18 protein-coding genes are annotated in these 19,352 nt (G+C 61.5%); 1 reads left to right on the top strand and 17 read right to left on the bottom strand.

Annotation, left to right across the window (positions count from 1 at the left end):
- Positions 1-2 precede the first annotated feature (2 nt).
- The 7 genes from DV532_RS00485 to DV532_RS00520 form a co-directional block, all read right to left on the bottom strand.
- Entirely contained in the window at positions 3-794 is a 792-nt protein-coding gene (locus DV532_RS00485) for an ABC transporter ATP-binding protein (protein WP_056793669.1), read from the bottom strand.
- Positions 791-1,924 (bottom strand): ABC transporter permease, encoded by a 1,134-nt coding sequence (locus tag DV532_RS00490; protein ID WP_056793667.1) that lies wholly within the window; start codon positions 1,922-1,924, stop codon positions 791-793. Before DV532_RS00490 ends, DV532_RS00485 begins: the two co-directional genes overlap by 4 nt.
- Positions 1,925-2,038: 114 nt before the next feature.
- Positions 2,039-3,061 (bottom strand): DUF5924 family protein, encoded by a 1,023-nt coding sequence (locus tag DV532_RS00495; protein WP_056793665.1) that lies wholly within the window; start codon positions 3,059-3,061, stop codon positions 2,039-2,041.
- Between the two features lie 149 nt (positions 3,062-3,210).
- The gene (locus DV532_RS00505; protein ID WP_056793663.1) at positions 3,211-4,611 is read right to left on the bottom strand and encodes a pitrilysin family protein; all 1,401 of its coding nucleotides are present in this window, start codon (positions 4,609-4,611) and stop codon (positions 3,211-3,213) included.
- Between the two features lie 30 nt (positions 4,612-4,641).
- Positions 4,642-6,300 (bottom strand): Na/Pi cotransporter family protein, encoded by a 1,659-nt coding sequence (locus DV532_RS00510; RefSeq protein ID WP_056793661.1) that lies wholly within the window; start codon positions 6,298-6,300, stop codon positions 4,642-4,644.
- 255 nt (positions 6,301-6,555) lie between these two features.
- Positions 6,556-7,326, bottom strand: a complete 771-nt coding sequence (locus DV532_RS00515; protein ID WP_056793659.1) for a TerC family protein — start codon at positions 7,324-7,326, stop codon at positions 6,556-6,558.
- A gap of 70 nt (positions 7,327-7,396) precedes the next feature.
- A complete protein-coding gene (locus DV532_RS00520) occupies positions 7,397-8,704 on the bottom strand; it encodes a CitMHS family transporter (protein WP_056793657.1) in 1,308 nt (435 codons plus the stop codon).
- Positions 8,705-8,970: 266 nt separating this feature from the next.
- Between DV532_RS00520 and DV532_RS00525 the strand changes: the two genes are divergently transcribed.
- Positions 8,971-9,372: a GFA family protein gene (locus DV532_RS00525; RefSeq protein ID WP_056793655.1), complete on the top strand. Its 402-nt coding sequence runs from the start codon at positions 8,971-8,973 to the stop codon at positions 9,370-9,372.
- Between the two features lie 127 nt (positions 9,373-9,499).
- On the opposite strand, the gene DV532_RS00530 is transcribed toward DV532_RS00525, so the two are convergent.
- The 10 genes from DV532_RS00530 to DV532_RS00575 all read right to left on the bottom strand — a co-directional run bounded on the left by DV532_RS00530 (position 9,500) and on the right by DV532_RS00575 (position 19,326).
- Positions 9,500-11,455, bottom strand: coding sequence for a DUF4105 domain-containing protein (locus DV532_RS00530; protein ID WP_056793652.1), 1,956 nt, complete (start codon positions 11,453-11,455; stop codon positions 9,500-9,502).
- On the bottom strand, positions 11,452-11,772 hold the full coding sequence (locus DV532_RS00535) for a DUF2388 domain-containing protein (RefSeq protein WP_003256970.1): 321 nt from the start codon (positions 11,770-11,772) through the stop codon (positions 11,452-11,454). Before DV532_RS00535 ends, DV532_RS00530 begins: the two co-directional genes overlap by 4 nt.
- A 36-nt stretch (positions 11,773-11,808) precedes the next feature.
- Positions 11,809-12,102 carry a DUF2388 domain-containing protein gene (locus DV532_RS00540; protein WP_056793651.1) on the bottom strand — a complete coding sequence of 98 codons (294 nt, stop codon included), beginning with the start codon at positions 12,100-12,102 and terminating at the stop codon, positions 11,809-11,811.
- Between the two features lie 88 nt (positions 12,103-12,190).
- Positions 12,191-12,508: a DUF2388 domain-containing protein gene (locus DV532_RS00545; protein ID WP_056796578.1), complete on the bottom strand. Its 318-nt coding sequence runs from the start codon at positions 12,506-12,508 to the stop codon at positions 12,191-12,193.
- Positions 12,509-12,811: 303 nt separating this feature from the next.
- Positions 12,812-13,027 carry a DUF1127 domain-containing protein gene (locus tag DV532_RS00550; protein ID WP_056793649.1) on the bottom strand — a complete coding sequence of 72 codons (216 nt, stop codon included), beginning with the start codon at positions 13,025-13,027 and terminating at the stop codon, positions 12,812-12,814.
- Between the two features lie 397 nt (positions 13,028-13,424).
- Positions 13,425-14,918: an acetyl-CoA hydrolase/transferase family protein gene (locus tag DV532_RS00555; protein WP_056793648.1), complete on the bottom strand. Its 1,494-nt coding sequence runs from the start codon at positions 14,916-14,918 to the stop codon at positions 13,425-13,427.
- Positions 14,919-15,104: 186 nt separating this feature from the next.
- Entirely contained in the window at positions 15,105-16,541 is a 1,437-nt protein-coding gene (locus DV532_RS00560) for an NAD(P)(+) transhydrogenase (Re/Si-specific) subunit beta (RefSeq protein ID WP_056793647.1), read from the bottom strand.
- 2 nt (positions 16,542-16,543) lie between these two features.
- The gene (locus DV532_RS00565) at positions 16,544-16,858 is read right to left on the bottom strand and encodes an NAD(P) transhydrogenase subunit alpha (RefSeq protein WP_003256966.1); all 315 of its coding nucleotides are present in this window, start codon (positions 16,856-16,858) and stop codon (positions 16,544-16,546) included.
- A gap of 11 nt (positions 16,859-16,869) precedes the next feature.
- A complete protein-coding gene (locus tag DV532_RS00570; protein WP_056793646.1) occupies positions 16,870-17,991 on the bottom strand; it encodes a Re/Si-specific NAD(P)(+) transhydrogenase subunit alpha in 1,122 nt (373 codons plus the stop codon).
- Positions 17,992-18,426: 435 nt separating this feature from the next.
- Entirely contained in the window at positions 18,427-19,326 is a 900-nt protein-coding gene (locus DV532_RS00575) for a LysR family transcriptional regulator (protein ID WP_056793644.1), read from the bottom strand.
- Between the last annotated feature and the right edge of the window lie 26 nt (positions 19,327-19,352).

The raw sequence follows: 19,352 nt of genomic DNA on the forward strand, positions 1-19,352 counted from the left end.
GTTCAGCGCTCCTGCCCGGCACGGGTGGCGGCCTGTTCGGCTGCCCGCCCGCGCGGGCCATGAAAGTATTCTTGAATCCAGGCGTCGTTGGTTTGCTCGACCTCGGCCAGCGGGCCGGCCACCAGGACCTTCTTTTGCGACAGCACCGCGATGCGGTCGGTGATGGTGTACAGGGTGTCGAGGTCGTGGGTGATGAGAAACACCGACAGGCCCAGGGCGTCACGCAGGGTTAGGATCAACTGGTCGAAGGCGGCCGCGCCGATCGGGTCCAGGCCGGCGGTTGGCTCGTCGAGGAACAGGATGTCAGGGTCCAGTGCCAGGGCCCGAGCCAACGCTGCGCGCTTGATCATGCCCCCCGATAGCGAGGCTGGGTACTTGTCGGCAGCCGAGATCGGCAGCCCGGCCAGGGCCAGCTTAACCCCGGCCAGGTGCTCGGCATCTGCACGCGACAGCCCGGCGTGCTCGATTAGCGGCAAAGCCACGTTTTCGGTCACGGTCAGCGAAGAAAACAGCGCGCCCTTCTGGAACAGTACGCCGAAGCGCCGCTCGACCAGTGAGCGCTGCTGTTCGCGCAGGCTGGCTAAGTCTTGGCCGAACACCTTGATTTGCCCTTCATTGGGCCGCCGCAGGCCGATGATGCTGCGCAGTAACACCGACTTGCCGCTGCCCGACCCGCCGACCACGGCAAGAATCTCACCGCGGTACAGGTCTAGGTCGAGGTTTTCGTGCACGCTCTGGCGACCGAAGCGGTTGCAGATACCACGCGCCTCGATCACGGTTTCCTGGCCACTCACCAGCCCATCTCCATGCAGAACAGGGCGGCCACTGCGTCCAGCACGATGACCACGAATATCGATTGCACCACCGCCGAGGTGGTATGCGCCCCTACCGATTCGGCGCTGCCGCTGACTTTGAAGCCTTCCAGGCAGCCGATGGAGGCGATCAGGAAGGCGAAGAACGGTGCCTTGGCCAGGCCGACCAGGAAGTGCTGCACGCCGATGTCGCTTTGCAGCAGCGACAGGAACATCGCCGGTGAGATGTCCAGCGATAGCGCACACACCACAGCACCGCCGACAATGCCGCAAATCATCGCGATGAAGGTGAGCAACGGCAGCGATATCAACAGGGCCAGTACCCGCGGTACCACCAACAGTTCCATAGGGTTCAGCCCCAGGGTGCGGATGGCGTCGATTTCTTCGTTGGCTTTCATCGAGCCGATCTGGGCGGTGAATGCGCTGGCGGTGCGGCCGGCCATGAGGATAGCGGTCAGCAGCACGGCGAACTCGCGTAGGAACGAGAACGCCACCAGGTCGACGGTGAAAATGGTCGCGCCGAAGGCAGCCAGCACCGTGGCGCCGAGGAACGCCACTACCGCACCTACCAGGAAGGTCAGCAAGGCAACGATAGGTGCGGCGTCCAGGCCGGTCTGCTCAATGTGTGCCACGACCGGGGTAATGCGCCAGCGGTGGGGCTGCAGGGCACGGCGCAGCAGGGTTTCGAGGATTACGCCGACGAAGCCGAGCAATTGCATGGTGTCTTGCCACAAGGTGCCGACGGCGCAACCGATGCGCTCCAGCAGCAACAGCAGCACATTGCGCTCGGGCTCCTTGACTGGGATGCAGTAGTCCTGCACCGAGCAGTAAACGTTCTTTAGCAGTGCGCGGCTGGCTTCGGGCAGGCCGTGGGTACAGCGCGACAGGCGCTCGGAACCGAGCAGCTCGGCCAGTAGTGAGGCACCGGCGGTGTCCAGGCGGCCAAGTTGGCTAAGGTCGGCGACGGTGTCGGCGGCGTATTGCGTACGCAGGCGCTCGCTCTCATGCTTGAGGCTGGCGTAGTGCGCCAGGGTCCAGTCACCGGTAATGCGCAGGCAGGCCGGTTGGCTACTGGTGTCCAGGGTGGCGCTGGGGGTGGTCATAGGCTCCATGCAACTGACTCGGCACTAAGGCGTAGGGGCTGATCATAGCGCAGCGGGCCTGGGCTGTTTGGTGATTATGTGCTGTCTGAAGGGGCCAGGGGCTGCCTAGCAGCCCCTTTTCAATCATTGCGCCGGTGTATCGTCGACCACCTTGAAGCGCAGCACGCCAATTACCTGGCCGTCCTCGGTCAGCACCCTCACCTGCCACTTGCCCACCGGGTTCGGCGGGAAGTTCTGCTTGTGGGTCCAGGCCCGGTAGCCCTCCTTGCGCCCGCCGTGGATGTCCAGGGCAATACGGTCGACCTCTTTGCCGTCCTTTTGCCACACGTGGTAGATGCGCTCGTTCAGGCCACGTGGCGCGTTGATCGCGGTGTAGGCGTACAGGCCGCTGCTGCGAATACGGCTGGCGGCAATTTCGTCCAGCGAATCGCCCGGTTGGCGGTTCAGCACTTCGGTGCTGACCGCCACTTCGGTCATCCACAGGGTGGCTGGCGGCACCCAGGAGCGCAGCAGCCAGCCGCCGCCGCCGACCGACAACGTCACCAGTACCAGCGCGACGGCGCGGCGCCAGTTGTTGATCGGGAAGCTGCTGGCCAGGCTAGGGAACGACAGGGCCATGGCCGCGATCAAGGCCAGTTTGAAACTTTGCGCGGTGGTCAGGTGCAGGATGATCGGCAACGCTGTCAGCAGTGCGGCGAACAAAGTCAGGGTATGCAACGCCAGGAACAGCCAACGCCGCGGTGCCAGCCACTTGTAGTACAGCGGGTCGATGATCGAGATCAGGCCGGCTGCAGTGAGCAAGCCGGTGAACACCAGCTGGCTGCTGTTCCAAGTGGTGGTGATGAAGAAGAACGGCAGCACGAAGAACAGCGATTCCTGGTGGATCATCTGCGTCGCGTAGCGCAACAGCGGCTGTGGGATTTCGCGGTTGAAGGTGCGTGCGAACAGGCCGGTGAGGGTGTTCTCCAGCATCAGCCAGACCCAGCTGACCAGCATGAGTACGGCCACCCAGCTGGCCAGCCCAGCTTGGCGGTCAACCAGGATGAAGCTGCCGATGCCGGAGAGGAAACCGCCAAGCGCGATGATGCCGGGGTAGCGTTTGAGCAGCTCGATGATGCGTTGGACGACTTGGGGGATTTGGGGCATTGGGGGCTACAACAGAAAGGATGGGGGTTGTGCCGGCCTCTTCGCGGGCACACCCGCTCCCACTGGGTCCGGGTTGTCGCTGAACTCTGTGGGAGCGGGCGTGCCCGCGAAGAGGCCGGTAATGGCAAAAGGATACCGCCGATTCACCGCTACCGTGTAGCACCGCTCGGCTTTTCAGGGCCATGCCGACGCCAGCGCAACAGCCCCGCTGCCAGGATCAGCCCTAACAGCAAGGCAACCAGCCCGTAAAGCTCATCATAGCCAAGCAACGGCTTTTCGATACGCACGTACCCCTCCTCCTTGAGCAGGCCCTTCAGCGCCTCATTGGCCTGCGCCAGGCTGACCTGGCGCAACTTGCGCACCGGGTTGGCAAAGCGCCCATCGGTATAGTCGTTCAATGCCCCCCAGTAGTAGTCGGCCAAGGCGCTGTTGCCCTGGGTGCTCCAGCTTTCCTTGGCGACACTGGCGTACTTGATGCGGGCGAAGGTATCCGGGTCGAGCCCTTCCTTGCGCAGGTGCGCGAACAACGCCTGCATCACCTCGACGGCCTGGTCGATGTCCTCGCGTTCCAGGTCGGCATTGAGGCTGAGCAGGCCGGTGTCGCCAAAGCTTTCGCGTTGTACCGAGGGCCCGTAGGACAAGCCGTTGCGTAGGCGCAGCTGGTCATACAGCGCCCACTCCAGGTAGCGCGACAACAGGTCGAGGGTGGCCTGGTGATCGTTGTCCAGCACCGGCTCAATGAACAGCCAGTGCAGCTTGACGCTGTCGCCCAGCCAGCCGCGGGTCAGGTCGCGACGCTGCTCAGCTGGCTGGCTGATGCTTTCCAAGGTGCGGCGTTCTTCCGGTTCGGTGGCTGGCAGTTCGCCAAAGGTGCGCTCCAGGTACGCCGGTAACAGGCGGTCGAGGCCGCCGACCATGATCAGGGTCATGTTGTTGGCGGCGTACCAGTGGTCACGCAAGGTTTGCACCTGCTCTAGGGTCATGCTGTCGAGGTTGGAGCGTTCGGGGCACTTCAAACCCAGTTCTGTGGCCAGCTGGTCGCTGGCGGGGTGGCCGATGTCCTGGCGGTCGAGCCAACGCTGCAGGTGGCCATAGTGGCCGCCATCCTCGCGCTCGATGATGTGCTTGGCATTGGCCAGGGCCTTGGCATCGATGCGGGTGTCGCGGATAACTGCCAGCAGCAGGTCGAGGACTTTGCGCTGGTTGCGCGCCGGGGCTTCGATAACAAAGGTGGTGTCGGCGCTGCTGGTGTAGGCGTTCCACTCCCCGCCCAGCGATTGCAAGCGCTCCTCCAGGCCGCCCTCGCCAGTTTCGTCTATCCCGCCGAAAAGTAGGTGCTCGAGCAGGTGCGGCAGCTCTTTCTGCTCGCAATTGAAATCGTCCAGGCCTACCCCGACCACCAGGCGAATAGCCACATGGTCACGTTCATAGCCGTCTTTGAGGATGACCTGCAGGCCATTGGGCAACAGGTAGCCCTCAACGCGCGAGCGGTCGAGGGCGAATGAGGGTAGGCCGCAAATCAGCAGGCAAACGAACATCAGGCAACGCATGGGCGAGCTTTGGTCCTCAGGTAGGCAAAATCACGGCAGGCGGGCTTCGTCCGGCACGCTGTCGAGCATCAGCCCGCCCGTGTCCGAGCCGCCCAGTACCACATAGGCACTGCTACAGAACAAAGAGTTCAAACGCTTCATGTCGGCGATCAGCTCCAAGTGTAGCGAACTGGTCTCAATACTTTGTACTACCTTGCGTTGCAGGCGGCTGACATGGGCGTGGGCAAGGCGCCGCTCCTGGGCGCGAAAGCGGCGTTTTTCCCGTAGCAGCAAGCGGGCGCTTTCTGGGTCGGCACTGAGGAATACCGACAGCCCAAGGCGCAAGTTGGCCAGCAACTGCTCTTGCAGGCCGGTCAGCTCGTCCAGGCCCACTTGAGAAAACTCCCGGCGCTGGCTGGTTTTCTGCTGCTGGACTTTGCGCAACATGCGTTCGATCAGGTCGCAGGCCAACTTGAGGTTAATCGCCAACTCGATGATTTCGGCCCAGCGGCGGTTGTCTTGTTCGCTGAGGTCTTCGCGCGACATCTGCGCCAGGTACAACTTGATTGCACTGTACAAGGCTTCAGCGTCCTCGCCCAAGGCGCGGACTTGCTGTGGCAAGGCGGTGTGTGTGCCGCGCAGGGCGCCGAGCATGGCTTCGAGCAGGCTGTCGACGATATCGCCCAGGCGCAGGGTTTCGCGGGCGGCGTTGGCCAGGGCCAGGCTGGGCGTTTCCAGTGCCGAGGTGTCGAGATGGCGCGGGCGTACCTGGCCATTACTGGCCTCGCGCTCGGGCAGCAGGCTATTGCACAACCGGCCCATGGGTTTGACCGTGGGCAGCATGATCAGGCAACGAAGCGTGTTGTAGAGCAGGTGAAAGCCGATGACCAGTTCCTGCGGGCTGAAACTTAGCGAGTCCATCCACGCCACCAGCGGGTGCAGCACAGGGATGATCAGTAGCAGGCCGATCAGCTTGTACAGCAGGCTGCCCAGGGCCACTCGGCGCCCAGCGGCGTTTTGCATGCTGGTGCTGATGAAGGCCAGCAGCCCGCTACCAATGTTGGCGCCGACCACCAGGCCGATGGCCACCGGCAGGCTGATCACTTCGGCACCGGCCAGCGTCGCAGTGAGCAGCACGGCAGCCAGGCTGGAATAGGAAATCATGGCGAACAGCGCACCCACCAAGGCATCGAGCATAATGTCGCCGGTGAGGGAGGCGAACAGCACTTTAACCCCCTGGGCGTGGGTGATCGGTGTCGCTGCCTGCACGATCAGCTCCAATGCCAGAATGATCAGGCCAAGCCCAATGCCTACCCTGCCCAGTTGGCCAGCACGTGTCTGCTTGCGCGAGAGGAAAAAGATCACGCCAAGGAAGATGAGCAGCGGCGACAGCCAGGACAGGTCCAGGGTCAGCACCCGAGCCATCAGCGCGGTGCCCACGTCGGCACCGAGCATGATTGCCAGGGCCGGAGTCATGGCCATCAAGCCTTGGCCGACGAACGATGTGACCAGCATGGCGGTGGCGTTGCTGCTCTGTACCATGGCCGTGACCAGAATACCGGCGATAAACGCCAGCGGACGCTTATTCATGTTCTGGTTGATGATGCGCCGCAGGCCCGAGCCGAATACCCGGAGAATGCCGGTACGCACGATGTGGGTGCCCCAGACCAGAAGCGTCACGGCCGAGAGCAGGTTGAGCAGGGTCAGCATGGCGAAGGCCCCCTGTTGCACTGGCCCAGTGGGCCAAGAGACGAAGCGTGAGCGTTTGAAGAATTTTCAGTGCTCACTCAAAGCTTTAGTTGTTTTACGTAGCTGTCGCCAGCTTCGCATGCCTGCCATTTATTTGAAACACGGGGCAAATGAATGATTGCGGTACGGGCCTATCCGCAGGCTTGCCCGCGTAAGCGTCAATACGGGCATGAAAAAGGGCCCCGAAGGGCCCTTTGTGTCCTGCACTTCCTGATCTTATTGACCCGGAATGTCCTTGCGCAGTTTCACCGGCTCATGCTCTTTGCCGTTCTTGCGCGCCAAGGCGGTGCGCATGCGGATGTTGATGGCCTCTACCGCCAGCGAGAAGGCCATGGCGAAGTAGACGTAGCCCTTTGGCACATGCACGTCGAAGGCTTCGGCGATCAGTACGGTACCGACCACGATCAGGAACGACAGCGCGAGCATCTTCAGCGACGGGTGCTTGTCGATGAAATTGCTGATGGCGCCGGCGCACAGCATCATCACCAGCACGGCAACGACGATGGCGGCGATCATTACCGGTACGTGGGAAACCATGCCTACCGCAGTGATTACCGAGTCCAGCGAGAACACGATGTCGATGATGGCGATCTGGATGATGGTGTAGAAGAACTTGCCACCCGCGCCTTTCGGCTCATCCGCGTTCTCGTCCTCGCCTTCCAGGCCGTGGTAGATCTCTTGCGAGCTTTTCCACAGCAGGAACAGGCCGCCAAAGAACAAGATCAGGTCGCGTCCAGAGATGCCTTGGCCGAACACCACGACCAAGTCGGCGGTAAGGCGCATGACCCAGGTGATCGACAACAGCAGCATGATGCGGGTGACCATGGCCAGGGCCAGGCCGAAGATCCGGGTACGCGGCTGCATGTGCTTGGGCATGCGGCTGACCAGGATCGAGATCATGATGATGTTGTCGATACCGAGGACGATCTCAAGCGCGGTAAGGGTAAAAAAGGCAACCCAGATTTCCGGGCTGGTCAGCCATTCCATGTGTTTTCCTTCGAGCGGTAAAGGCGACGCGCCCGATCAGGGGCGCGCCGCGGTAGCTAATACGTGTTTATTAAAGACTACTGAACAGCGGGAAAATGCCCATCAGCAGTGCGGCGAGCATTATGCACAGGCACACCAGTACTGCCCACTTCAAGGTGAAGCGCTGATGATCGCCGAACTCGATACCGGCCAGGGCCACCAGCAGGTAGGTGGAGGGTACCAACGGGCTGAGTAGGTGTACCGGCTGGCCGACGATCGACGCACGGGCCATTTCCACCGGGCTGATACCGTAATGGCTGGCGGCTTCGGCCAATACTGGCAGCACACCGTAGTAGAACGCGTCGTTGGACATGAAGAAGGTGAACGGCATGCTCACGATGGCGGTGATTACTGCCAAATAGGGCCCCAGCGCATCGGGGATGACCGACAGTAGGCTCTTGGACATGGCGTCGACCATGCCGGTGCCCGACAGGATACCGGTGAAGATGCCAGCGGCGAAAATCAACCCGGTGACAGCCAGCACGCTGCCAGCGTGGGCGGCGATGCGGTCCTTTTGCTGCTGCAGGCACGGGTAGTTGACGATCATGGCGATGCTGAAGGCGATCATGAACAGCACCGGCAGCGGCAGCACGCCGACGATCAGGGCGACCATCAGGGCGGCGGTGAGGGCGCCGTTGAAGTACAGCAGTTTTGGCCGGCGTGCATCCGGGTACTGCGAAACGGTGATTTCGCTGTGGTCGATATCGTCGGTGGGCAAATGCAGTTCGCCCAGGCGGGCACGTTCGCGCTTGCCGTACATATAGGCGATGGCCAGGATCGCCAGCACTCCGAACAGCATGGCCGGGATCATCGGCACGAAGATGTCCGACGGGTCCACATGCAGGGCGCTGGCGGCGCGAGCGGTCGGGCCACCCCAGGGGGTCATGTTCATCACCCCGCCGGCGAGGATGATCAGACCGGCCATAATCCGCGGGCTCATACCGAGGCGGCTGTACATCGGCAGCATGGCGGCGCAGCAGATCATGTAGGTGGTAGCGCCGTCACCGTCGAGTGAGACCACCAGGGCCAATACTGCGGTGCCGACAGAAACTTTCAGCGGGTCGCCCTTGACCAGCTTGAGGATCTTGCGCACGGCTGGGTCGAACAGCCCGGAGTCGATCATCAGGGCGAAGTACAGAATGGCGAACATCAGCATCACGCCGGTAGGCGCGAGCTTGCTGATGCCTTCGAGCATCATGGGGCCGATCTTGGCGGAAAAACCGCCGAACAGGGCGAACAGGATCGGTACCAGGATCAGTGCGATCAAGGCCGATAGGCGCTTGGTCATGATCAGGTACATAAAGGTGATGACCATGGCAAAGCCGAGGAAGGTCAGCATGGCAATACTCCAGGCGTGGCGCGGCGAAGGAAAAGTCGATTCGGGCGGATCAGCGCGTTGGGCGCTGCGCAGGGAGCATGCGGAGGGGCACTACGGGAAGGCGGGCACAGGAATACATCAGAATCACCATTGTTGTTGTTGATTGGGCCGGGCGCGGTGCTGACCGGGTGCCCTGGCTGACCGGTCTGGTGCCGGTAGTGGGGCTATCCTAGGGCGGTAAGCTTTCAGCCAGCTTTCGCTTAGGCAAAGGCGACGGGAGGTAGGTGATGCAGAATGTGACCGAAGGTGGCTGCCATTGCGGCGCTATACGTTATCGCTTGGAGGGTGACCTGACGGACATTGCCCACTGCCATTGTTCGATCTGCCGGCGGGTCAGCGGCGGGCTGGTGGTGACCTGGCTCACCCTGCCCCGTTCAGGGTTTCGGTGGCTGGCCGGGGAGCCGAACTGCTATGTGGCGCCGGCCAGTTGCAGCCGCTACTTCTGCGGGCAATGCGGGGCGCATGTGGCGCTGGTGACCACGCATAGCCCGGAGACGGTGGATGTGACGGTGGCTACGCTGGACCATCCAGAGCGGGTGCGGGCCAACCGGCATATCTGGGTGGGTAGCCGGTTGCCGTGGTTGCATCTGGATGAGCACTTGCCTTCGGAGGCTGAGGAGAAACTGTAGGCCTTGTGTTGTCTGTGCTGGCCCTTTCGCGGGTAAACCCGCTCCTAAAGGGTACGGCGCCGCTCTCAGGTGCTGTGTAAATCCTGTGGGAGCGGGTTTACCCGCGAAGAGACCGGCATGGCAAACATCACAGTTGCAGGCCACCGGCGGCCTTGTGCAGCGCTCGTAAATGTTCGCCAATCTGCTTCACATTGGCCTCAACCGCGGCAATTTCCTTGGCCCGCGACGGCTCCAGCAGCGCCCTCACCTCTTTGTCCAAGGTTGTGCTCAGGCGCAGCAGCTGCGCCTGCCGCTCGCTGCTGACTTGCTCCAGGTGCTTGCGCTCCTGCGGCTGCGGCAGCCCGTAACCCTTGGCATCGAGCAACTCTGCCGGGCGGCTGAGGAAGCCGCTATTGGCGAGCATTTGCTTGAGGGTCGCATCGGCCTTGCTGACGCTGCCATCATTCAGCGCTGCGGCATTCAGGTAGCGTTGCTTGACCTCGTCCTGAGCCAGCAGCAATTGCTGGCGCAAGCTGGCCTGTTCGAGCAGCAGCAAGGCGGCGCTGGTGCGCAGGTCGGCTTTGGCAAACCAGCCACGGCGCTGCTCGGCATTCAGGGCCAGCCAGTCTTCGACCTTGGCCTGTTTGATCGGCAGTTGTTTTCGCAACACGTCGAACATGGCCTGGTAGCGGTCACGGTAAGAATCGAATCGATAGCCCAGGCGCAGAGCCTCGCGTGGGTCGTCGAGCACGCTGGTGTCGGCCAGCCCCCTACCCTTGAGCACCGCCAGCAAGCCATTGGGCATGATGCTGTCGAGGTCGTTCAGGCGTGGGTTGGCGGTGCCGCTGCGCAGCAGTTTCAACGACTCCACCGCGCAATTGTTCGATAGGAACCAGTAGTTGCCGTCGTAGCTCCAGTGCATTTCGGCGGCCTGGCGCACCAGGTTTTCGATCTCGTCGCGGTTGAGCCGCAACGGCACCGAGGCCAGGCTACGCAGTTCGGTCTTGGTGTATTCATCGATGACCTGGCCCAGCGGCAGCACGAACAGTCGCGAGGGGTAGGCACCGACCAAGCCGTCCCAGCTCGAAAGCTGCACATCGTTGACGAAGGCGCGGTACGACAGCACCAGGCTCTGGTCGAGGTCCAGGCGACAGTCGGGCCCGCGTGGGCGGCCCGGCTTGCAGATTACCAGGCGCAGCATGCTGTGGCCCCAGCGGCTGACCAGGTTCTGGTTGGCTTCGGCTAGCAGGTAGTCCACTTCATAGACCCGCTCAGGGTCGATTTCACCCAGCGGCAGGCGGGCGAAGTCGCTGCCAGCGTTGATGAATGGCAGGCCCTTGGCACAGGTGTCCTGTTGCGGTGCCCAGCCGAAGTGCTCGCGCAGGTACTGGTTGAGCGACGGGCGGCGGCAGCCGTAGCTCGGGTCGAGGAGGAAATACTCCATGTTGACCGCGATGTACTCTTTGGGGCTGCTCAGTTCATAGCTGTCGGGGCTGCGCACGAATTGGCCGTTGTGCTGCTCACGCTCGCCACGTCGGCCCACGTACTGCTGCCAGCCAGCCAGGTCGAGCAAGCGTGGGTCGTCACTGAGGGTAAAGCGGCGCTCGGCCTGGCCGCGGCATGCCTCGGGCAGGCCGACCTTGCCCAACGTGCCTTGCTGGCGCTTGCAGCGGGCGATCAGTGTGTGTTCGGCGCTAGACCACAGGCGGGCGCGGTCGTAGATGTGGGTGAGCTCGTGCAATACGGTCGCCAGCAGCTCTTCACGCACCGTGCCATGCGGGCGGTTGGTGCGCTGGGTGGCGGCGCTGCCATCGGTGAGGCTGGGCAGCAAGCGGCGGTTGAGCTCCAGGGTGGACACCAGCGATGCCTGGCCATAGGCATCGACCGGCATGTTGTCGCTCCAGCTGACCTGCACGCGGCGGTTTAGCTGTTGCTTGAAGCGAGGGGGCAATTTGCCCAGCGCTTCATCAAGCAGAGTCTGGCTGGCTTGGGCCTGTTGCGGATCAAGGCCGGACGCCTGCAGCTCAAGCTGCAGGTCGGCCAAGGCGGGCGTGCCGAGCAGCGTCAGGGCGCAGCCGAGCAGCCAGGCGCGCACGCGATTCACAGCGCGAGGATGGCTTCGGCCAATACTTGGTCGCTGGCGTCCCGTGCTTGCGGTACACGCTCGCGCAGGGTGTTGAAGGCTGCCTCAAGTTGGGCGCCGCGGATGTCACCGTTGCTGGCGACGAAGCTGGCGGCGTCGTCGTGGGCTTCGCGCACTACTTTCGAATCGCGGATTGAAGTGGTGGTGTCAGAGGTGAAATCGATCGAGCGGCCAAAGGCACGCACGATGATGTTGCTGGTGGCCACCAGGGTTTGTGCCTGGGCCAGGTCGGCCAGCAGCAACATGCCGAGGGTAGCGGCAATCAGCGGTTTACGCATGGAGCATCTCCGAAAAATACAGGGAGTCGGGTGTAGTTATTGGACGAGAATTGCCTGCGCCAGTTCCAGGTCGCCGACGGTGTGCCGTGCGCAATTGTGGCGTAATGATTCCAACGCAGCCTCCAACCGCGCACCGCGGATCTGACCGTCGCTGGCGACGAAGGCAGCGGCATCGTCGCGGGCCTGGTGGACCAGTTTACGGTCAAACGGTGCGCTGGTGACTTGGCTGGTGACATAGCCAGTGATGACCAGGCTTTGCGTGGTGGTATCCATGGCATGGACGTTGGCCATGCCAACGAGGGAGAACAGCAGCGGCAACAGATAACGCATGGGCTCTACAAAAGCTGGAAACGTGGGCGGCAATGGTAGGTACGGCTGTGCTGGTGGTGACCAACACAGCCGAAAGGGTCAACCGGCGTCAGAGTGCCAGGATGGCCTGGGCCAGTTGTGCGTCGCTGGCTTGCAGGGCTGGCATTTGCGAGCGGATGTGCAGGAAAGCGCTCTCCAGCTTGGCACCGCGGATGTCGCCTTGGCTGCCAACGAAACTGGCGGCGTCGTCACGGGCGGCCTGGACGATCTTGTCGTCACGGAACGAAGAGGAAATATCGGAAGTGGCATCAGTGGACGCGGCCACCGCGCCAACGACGGCGTCAGTGGTGACAACGAAGCTGGTGGCGTTTGCGGTGCCGGCCAGGCTCAGCATCATGGCGGCGCCAAGAAGGTATTTACGGGACATGATCATGAACTCCTGGGCTAGGGTCGGGTTGTTCTGCTTTATCGGACGCTTGCACAACTCGTCGCGGTACTTTTAACAGCGGGTTTTACCAAACTGCCGAGCCAAGCGTATCACGCACCGGGGTTCTTGAACGCTGACGACGTGTCGGCAGGAATTGTACTGGTGTTTTTTGAAATTTATTAAACTGTACATGTCGACCAGTAAGAGGCTCTAGCATGCGGCCTAGAAACAAAAAACCCGCTGCAGTCACCTGCAACGGGTTTTAGGAATTCGCGGTGCCGGCCAAAGCCGGCAATACGGAGCTTAGCGCCAGAACGGCTTGCTCAGCTCTTCGTAACGCTGCGACTCACTGATACCGGCGTCGGCCAGCAGGCGGGCGTCCAGGCGAGCCAATTGACGGCGGCTAGCCATACGGCGCTGCCACAGCAGCAGGGTGGACAGGGCGCGCAGCGGCATCGAAGCGTGGGATTGCTGGGTGTTGCTTTCAAAAACCAGACCGGAACTGAGGGTACGTTCCATGATGTTTCATCCTTCCGCTTATGGCGGGATTAGGTAGTGATTTAACTGATGCCAATGATCCTCCTCTGTCGTCCAGAACAGTAGATACAGTTTGGTGGAAAGACGATGGCTCAGTTAACTGTGTAACCCTACTGTTGCACTCGAAATAGGCATAACTGTACTGGTCTGCACAGATATGGTGCGTTTTGAGCTTAAGGTTGAGTTTGCTACGCCGTTGAAAGGTAAAAATACCAGTACAGTAGAACAGTTTTTAATCGTGCCGGCTTGGCTGTGCAACACAATGGTGTAGACGCGGCCGTGTGTCGCAGCAGGGCCGCACAGCGGCCCAGGATTTCACGATAGAGAAATCAAGAGCGGAACAGTGGAAGCAGGGCCACTGTTCCGAACCACGATGGGATCAGCCCACCAGCATACGCCCGGTTTCTTCCAGGTTTTCGTGCCAGCTCAGTGCTTCACGCAGGATGTGCGGGGTGTGACCGCCGCGCTGGCAGGCACGCTCGAAGTAGTCGTTCAGCGCAGCGCGGTAGTCTGGGTGCACACAATTGTCGATGATCGCCCGGGCCCGTTCGCGCGGTGCCAGGCCACGCAAGTCGGCCAGGCCTTGCTCGGTAACCAGGATGTCCACGTCATGCTCGGTGTGGTCGACGTGGCTGACCATCGGTACCACACTGGAAATCGCGCCACCCTTGGCAATCGACTTGGTGACGAACACAGCGAGGTGAGCGTTACGGGCAAAGTCACCCGAGCCACCGATGCCGTTCATCATCTTGGTGCCGCAGACGTGGGTGGAGTTGACGTTACCGTAGATATCGAACTCCAGTGCAGTGTTGATACCGATGATGCCCAGGCGACGTACCACTTCCGGGTGGTTGGAAATTTCTTGCGGGCGCAGGACCAGCTTGTCCTTGTAGCGCTCCAGGTTGCCGAACACGTCGGCGTTGCGGCGGGTCGATAAGGTGATCGAGCTGCCCGAGGCGAAGCTCAGCTTGCCGGCGTCGATCAGGTCGAAGGTGGAGTCCTGCAGCACTTCGGAGTACATGGTCAGGTCTTCGAACGGCGACTCGATCAGGCCACACATCACCGCGTTGGCGATGCTGCCGATACCAGCCTGCAGCGGGCCGAGCTTGTTGGTCATGCGGCCAGCGTCGACTTCCTGCTTGAGGAAGTTAATCAGGTGGTCGGCGATACCCTGGGTCTCGTCATCTGGCGGCAGAACAGTGGACGGCGAGTCCGGCTGGTCGCTGATAACGATACCGACGATTTTGGCTGGGTCGATCGGGATAGCGGTGCTACCGATACGGTCATCCACCTTGACCAGCGGGATTGGCGTGCGGGTCGGGCGGTAAGTCGGGATGTAGATGTCGTGCAGGCCTTCGAGGTTGGTATTGTGCGAGAGGTTGATCTCGACAATCACCTGCTTGGCGAAAATCGCGAAGCTGGCCGAGTTGCCCACCGAAGTCGTGGGCACGATGTGGCCTTGCTCGGTGATGGCCACGGCTTCGATGACCGCGATGTCCGGCAGCTTCAGCTGCTGGTTGCGCAGTTGCTCGACGGTTTCCGACAGGTGTTGGTCGATGAACATCACCTTGCCGTCGTTGATGGCTTTGCGCAGGGTGCTGTCGACCTGGAACGGCATGCGGCGAGCCAGCACGCCGGCCTCGGTCAGTTGCTTGTCCAGGTCATTGCCCAGGCTGGCGCCAGTCATCAGGCTGATTTTCAGTGGCGACTGCTTGGCACGTTCGGCCAGTGCATGCGGTACGGCCTTGGCTTCGCCGGCGCGGGTGAAACCGCTCATGCCGACGGTCATGCCGTCCTCGATCAGACCAGCGGCATCAGCCGCACTCATTACCTTGCTGTGCAGGGAGGACAAGCGGATACGATCACGGTACATGGATTGTTATCTCGGGCTACTGAAACTACTGCAGCGCAGTCTAGAGACTTCGCCCCTTGCCGTCCCACGACCATGGTCGTATGAGAAGCCCGGGAGTAGAGCCGTTGATCCGGATCAATAAAAGAAAAGCCCCGGCAGATTCTGACCGGGGCCTTCTTTATAGCAGCTGGTTTGCAGCGGCCGTTGTCACTCTACCGCCTTCACCATGTCTTCGATGACCTTCTTGGCGTCGCCGAACACCATCATGGTCTTGTCGAGGTAGAACAGCTCGTTGTCCAGGCCGGCATAACCGCTGGCCATGGAGCGCTTGTTGACGATGATGGTCTTGGCCTTGAACGCTTCGAGGATCGGCATGCCGGCGATCGGCGACTTGGGGTCGTTCTTCGCCGCCGGGTTGACCACGTCGTTGGCGCCCAGTACCAGCACCACGTCAGCCTGGCCGAACTCGGCGTTGATGTCTTCCATCTCGAACACCTGATCGTACGGCACTTCTGCCTCTGCCAGCAGCACGTTCATGTGCCCCGGCATACGGCCTGCCACTGGGTGGATCGCGTACTTGACGGTGACGCCGCTGTGGGTCAGCTTTTCGGTCAGTTCCTTCAGCGCGTGCTGGGCGCGGGCCACCGCCAGGCCGTAGCCCGGGACGATGATCACGCTGTCGGCATTGCTGAGCAGGAAGGTGGCATCGTCGGCCGAGCCGGACTTCACCGGGCGCTGCTCCTGCGTCCCTTGCGCCGCGCCGGCATCGGTATCACCGCCGAAACCACCGAGGATGACGTTGAAGAACGAGCGGTTCATCGCCTTGCACATGATGTACGAGAGGATGGCACCGGACGAACCCACCAAGGAGCCGGCGATGATCAGCATCGAGTTGTTCAGCGAGAAGCCGATACCGGCCGCTGCCCAGCCCGAATAGCTGTTGAGCATCGACACCACCACCGGCATGTCAGCACCCCCGATCGGAATAATGATCAGTACGCCCATGATAAAGGCCAAAACCAGCATCAGGGTGAAAGCACTGTAATGGCCGGTGAAGGTGAACAGCAGGCCGAGGGCGATGGTGGTCAGGCCCAGGATCAGGTTCAGCTTGTGCTGGCCGGGGAACTGTACCGGTGCGCCTTGGAACAGGCGGAACTTGTACTTGCCCGACAGCTTGCCAAAGGCAATTACCGAACCGGAGAAGGTAATGGCACCGATGGCCGCGCCAAGGAACAGCTCCAGCCGGTTGCCGGTGGGGATCGGGTCGCTGATAGCGGCAACGATGCCCATCGATTGTGGCTCCAGCACGGCGGCGATGGCAATGAACACCGCCGCCAGGCCGATCATGCTGTGCATGAAAGCGACCAACTCCGGCATCTTGGTCATCTCGACGCGCTTGGCCATAATCGACCCGGCGGTGCCGCCGACCAGCAGGCCGACGATGACATAGCCGATGCCAGCGGTAGCAAGCTCAGCCCCGAGCTTATAAATGAGGCCAACCGTGGTGAGGATGGCGAGCCCCATGCCGATCATGCCGAACAGGTTGCCGCGCCGCGAGGTGGTCGGGTGCGACAGGCCCTTGAGCGCCTGGATGAAGCACACCGAGGCGACGAGGTAGAGGAGCGTTACCAGATTCATGCTCATACTTACTTCTGCGCCTCGTTCTTGGTTTTCTTCTTGAACATCTCAAGCATGCGGCGGGTGACCAGGAAGCCACCGAACACATTGACTGCGGCCAGGGCCACGGCGAGGGTACCCATCAACTTGCCGGCCGGGGTAACGGTCAGGGCAGCTGCCAGCATGGCGCCGACGATGACGATTGCCGAGATGGCGTTGGTAACTGCCATCAACGGGGTGTGCAGCGCCGGGGTGACGTTCCACACCACGTGGTAACCCACATAGATCGCCAGCACGAAGATGATCAGGTTGTAGATGCCATGGGAAATCAGCATGTCTTCCATTGTCGTGCTCCTTAGCCGTTGTTGCGGACGATTTGGCCATCACGGCACATAAGGCAGGCCGCGACAATGTCGTCTTCGAGGTTGATGACCAGCGCGCCGTCTTTGTCGAACAGCAGCTTCATGAAGTCCAGCAGGTTGCGTGCATACAGTGCCGAGGCGTCAGCACCCACCTGGGCCGGTAGGTTGGTCGGGCCGACGATGATCACGCCGTTCTCCTGCACCACCTGGTCGGCAACGGTCAGCGGGCAGTTGCCGCCCTGGGCGGCGGCGAGGTCGATGACCACCGAGCCGGGCTTCATCTGCGCCACGGTTTCGGCGCTGAGCAGGGTCGGCGCCTTGCGCCCCGGGATCAGTGCGGTGGTGATAACGATATCCGCCTGCTTGGCTCGCTCGTGTACGGCCTGAGCCTGGCGCTGCATCCAGCTGGCCGGCATCGGTCGGGCGTAACCGCCGACGCCTTCGGCGCACTCGCGTTCCTCATCGGTTTCGAAGGGCACGTCGAGAAACTTGGCACCCAACGATTCAATCTGCTCCTTTACGGCCGGGCGTACATCGGATGCCTCGATCACCGCACCCAGGCGCTTGGCCGTGGCGATGGCCTGCAGGCCGGCAACACCCGCCCCCAGGATCAGCACGCGCGCGGCCTTAACGGTACCGGCAGCGGTCATCAGCATCGGCATGAAGCGTGGATAGTGATGAGCAGCCAGTAACACCGCCTTGTAGCCGGCGATGTTGGCCTGGGACGACAATACGTCCAGGCTCTGTGCCCGTGAGGTGCGCGGTGCGGCTTCCAGGGCGAAAGCGGTAATGCCGCGTTCGGCCATCTTGCCAATCAGCTCGCTGTTGAAGGGGTTGAGCATGCCCACCAGGAGGCTGCCACTGTTTATCAGGGCCAGTTCCTGGTCACTGGGAGCGACCACTTTGAGGACCAATTGGGCGCCATAGGCATCGGCTGCACTCCCCAGGGAAGCACCCACGGCCTCATAGGCACTGTCCGGAATGCTGGCGTTGAGCCCTGCCCCCCGTTGGACGGTGACCTGATGACCCTGGCCAATCAGTTTCTTGATGGTTTCTGGGGTCGCTGCGACCCTTGTCTCACCGGTCTGCGTCTCGAGAGGAACACCAATGTGCACGACTATTTCTCCTGCGGTGACCTTTTGTTTTGTAAAAGCCAGCACACTGCGGGTGGTGCACTGGGGCGGCTGTGGAGCGCCGACCCGCCGAATCCTGGGCGGGGGAAGCATTTTGCAGACGAACCCAGAGGCCTTCAACAGGTTCTGGAGCGAAACTAAGTCAAAACTACAAGTCACCCTGTGACCGTATGTCGCAACGGTCCGACTGCAGCCCGTCAACCATGGGCTATTGGCAGACTAGGAGAAAAAAACAAAAAAATTGCGATCAATTCGCTGATGACTTTGTGAATGTCGCAAAATCACCCGCAAAGCCGCGTAGTGAGCAGGGTTAACGGGCTTTTTCAGGCGGGCATAACAGTTTACGTAAATGCGACAAATACATATATCTGTAGGTGTTCAAAATAATTGACTACGAGGTCAATTTGTCGCGTTTGCTTACGTTTTTGCTGTGTACGCCTGGGCCTGGCTTAACAGCCAGTCGCGGAAGGCGCGCAGTGATGCCGATTCCACCTTGCGCTCCGGAATCATCAGATAGTAGGCCTTGTCGCTCCTCAGGGCGTATCTGTTAGCGACCACTAACCTACCCTCTTCCAACTCGCGCTGGATCAGGAACGGTGGGATCAAGGCGATGCCCATCTCATGCATGGCCGCCTGGGCGAGCATCGAGAATAGTTCATATCGCGGGCCTGTCATGTCGCCCTCTACATTCATACCGACGCTGCCGAACCATTGCCGCCAGGCATAGGGGCGCGTGCTCTGCTGCAGCAGCGGCAGTTGCGCAATGCACTGCGCATCTAGCATACCTTGGCCGCCCAGCAGGGTTGGGCTGCATACCGGTACCGGGTTCTCGCCCATCAGCCGGTGCGACTGGGTGCCGGACCAATCGGCGTCGCCGAAGTAGATGGCGGCATCGAAGGTGGTGTCGGCAAACAGGAAGGGCCGGGTGCGGTTGGTGAGGTTGACTGTGACCTCGGGGTGGCGCTGCTGAAAGTCCTTGAGGCGTGGCAGTAGCCATTGGGTGCCGAAAGTAGGCACCACGGCCAGTTCGATCACGTTGGCGCCCTGTTGGCGCATCACCGACAAGGTGTCACGCTCTACCGCGTCCAGTTGGGCGGCAACCTGACGGCTGTAGGAAAGGCCTGCCTCAGTCAGCTTCACGCCCCGCCGCGAACGGCGGAACAGTTCCACATTAAGGAAGGCCTCAAGGCCACCTATCTGCCGACAAACGGCACCTTGGGTGAGGGCCAGCTCCTGAGCGGCCTTGGTAAAGCTCTCGTTGCGCGCCGCCGCTTCAAAGCAGACCAGGGCGGCGGTACTGGGGATCTTGCGGCGCATGTACGTCAACCTCACTCGTAAGGCTG

Origin of the sequence: Pseudomonas sp. Leaf58, from assembly GCF_003627215.1 — a bacterium.
GTDB lineage: Bacteria > Pseudomonadota > Gammaproteobacteria > Pseudomonadales > Pseudomonadaceae > Aquipseudomonas.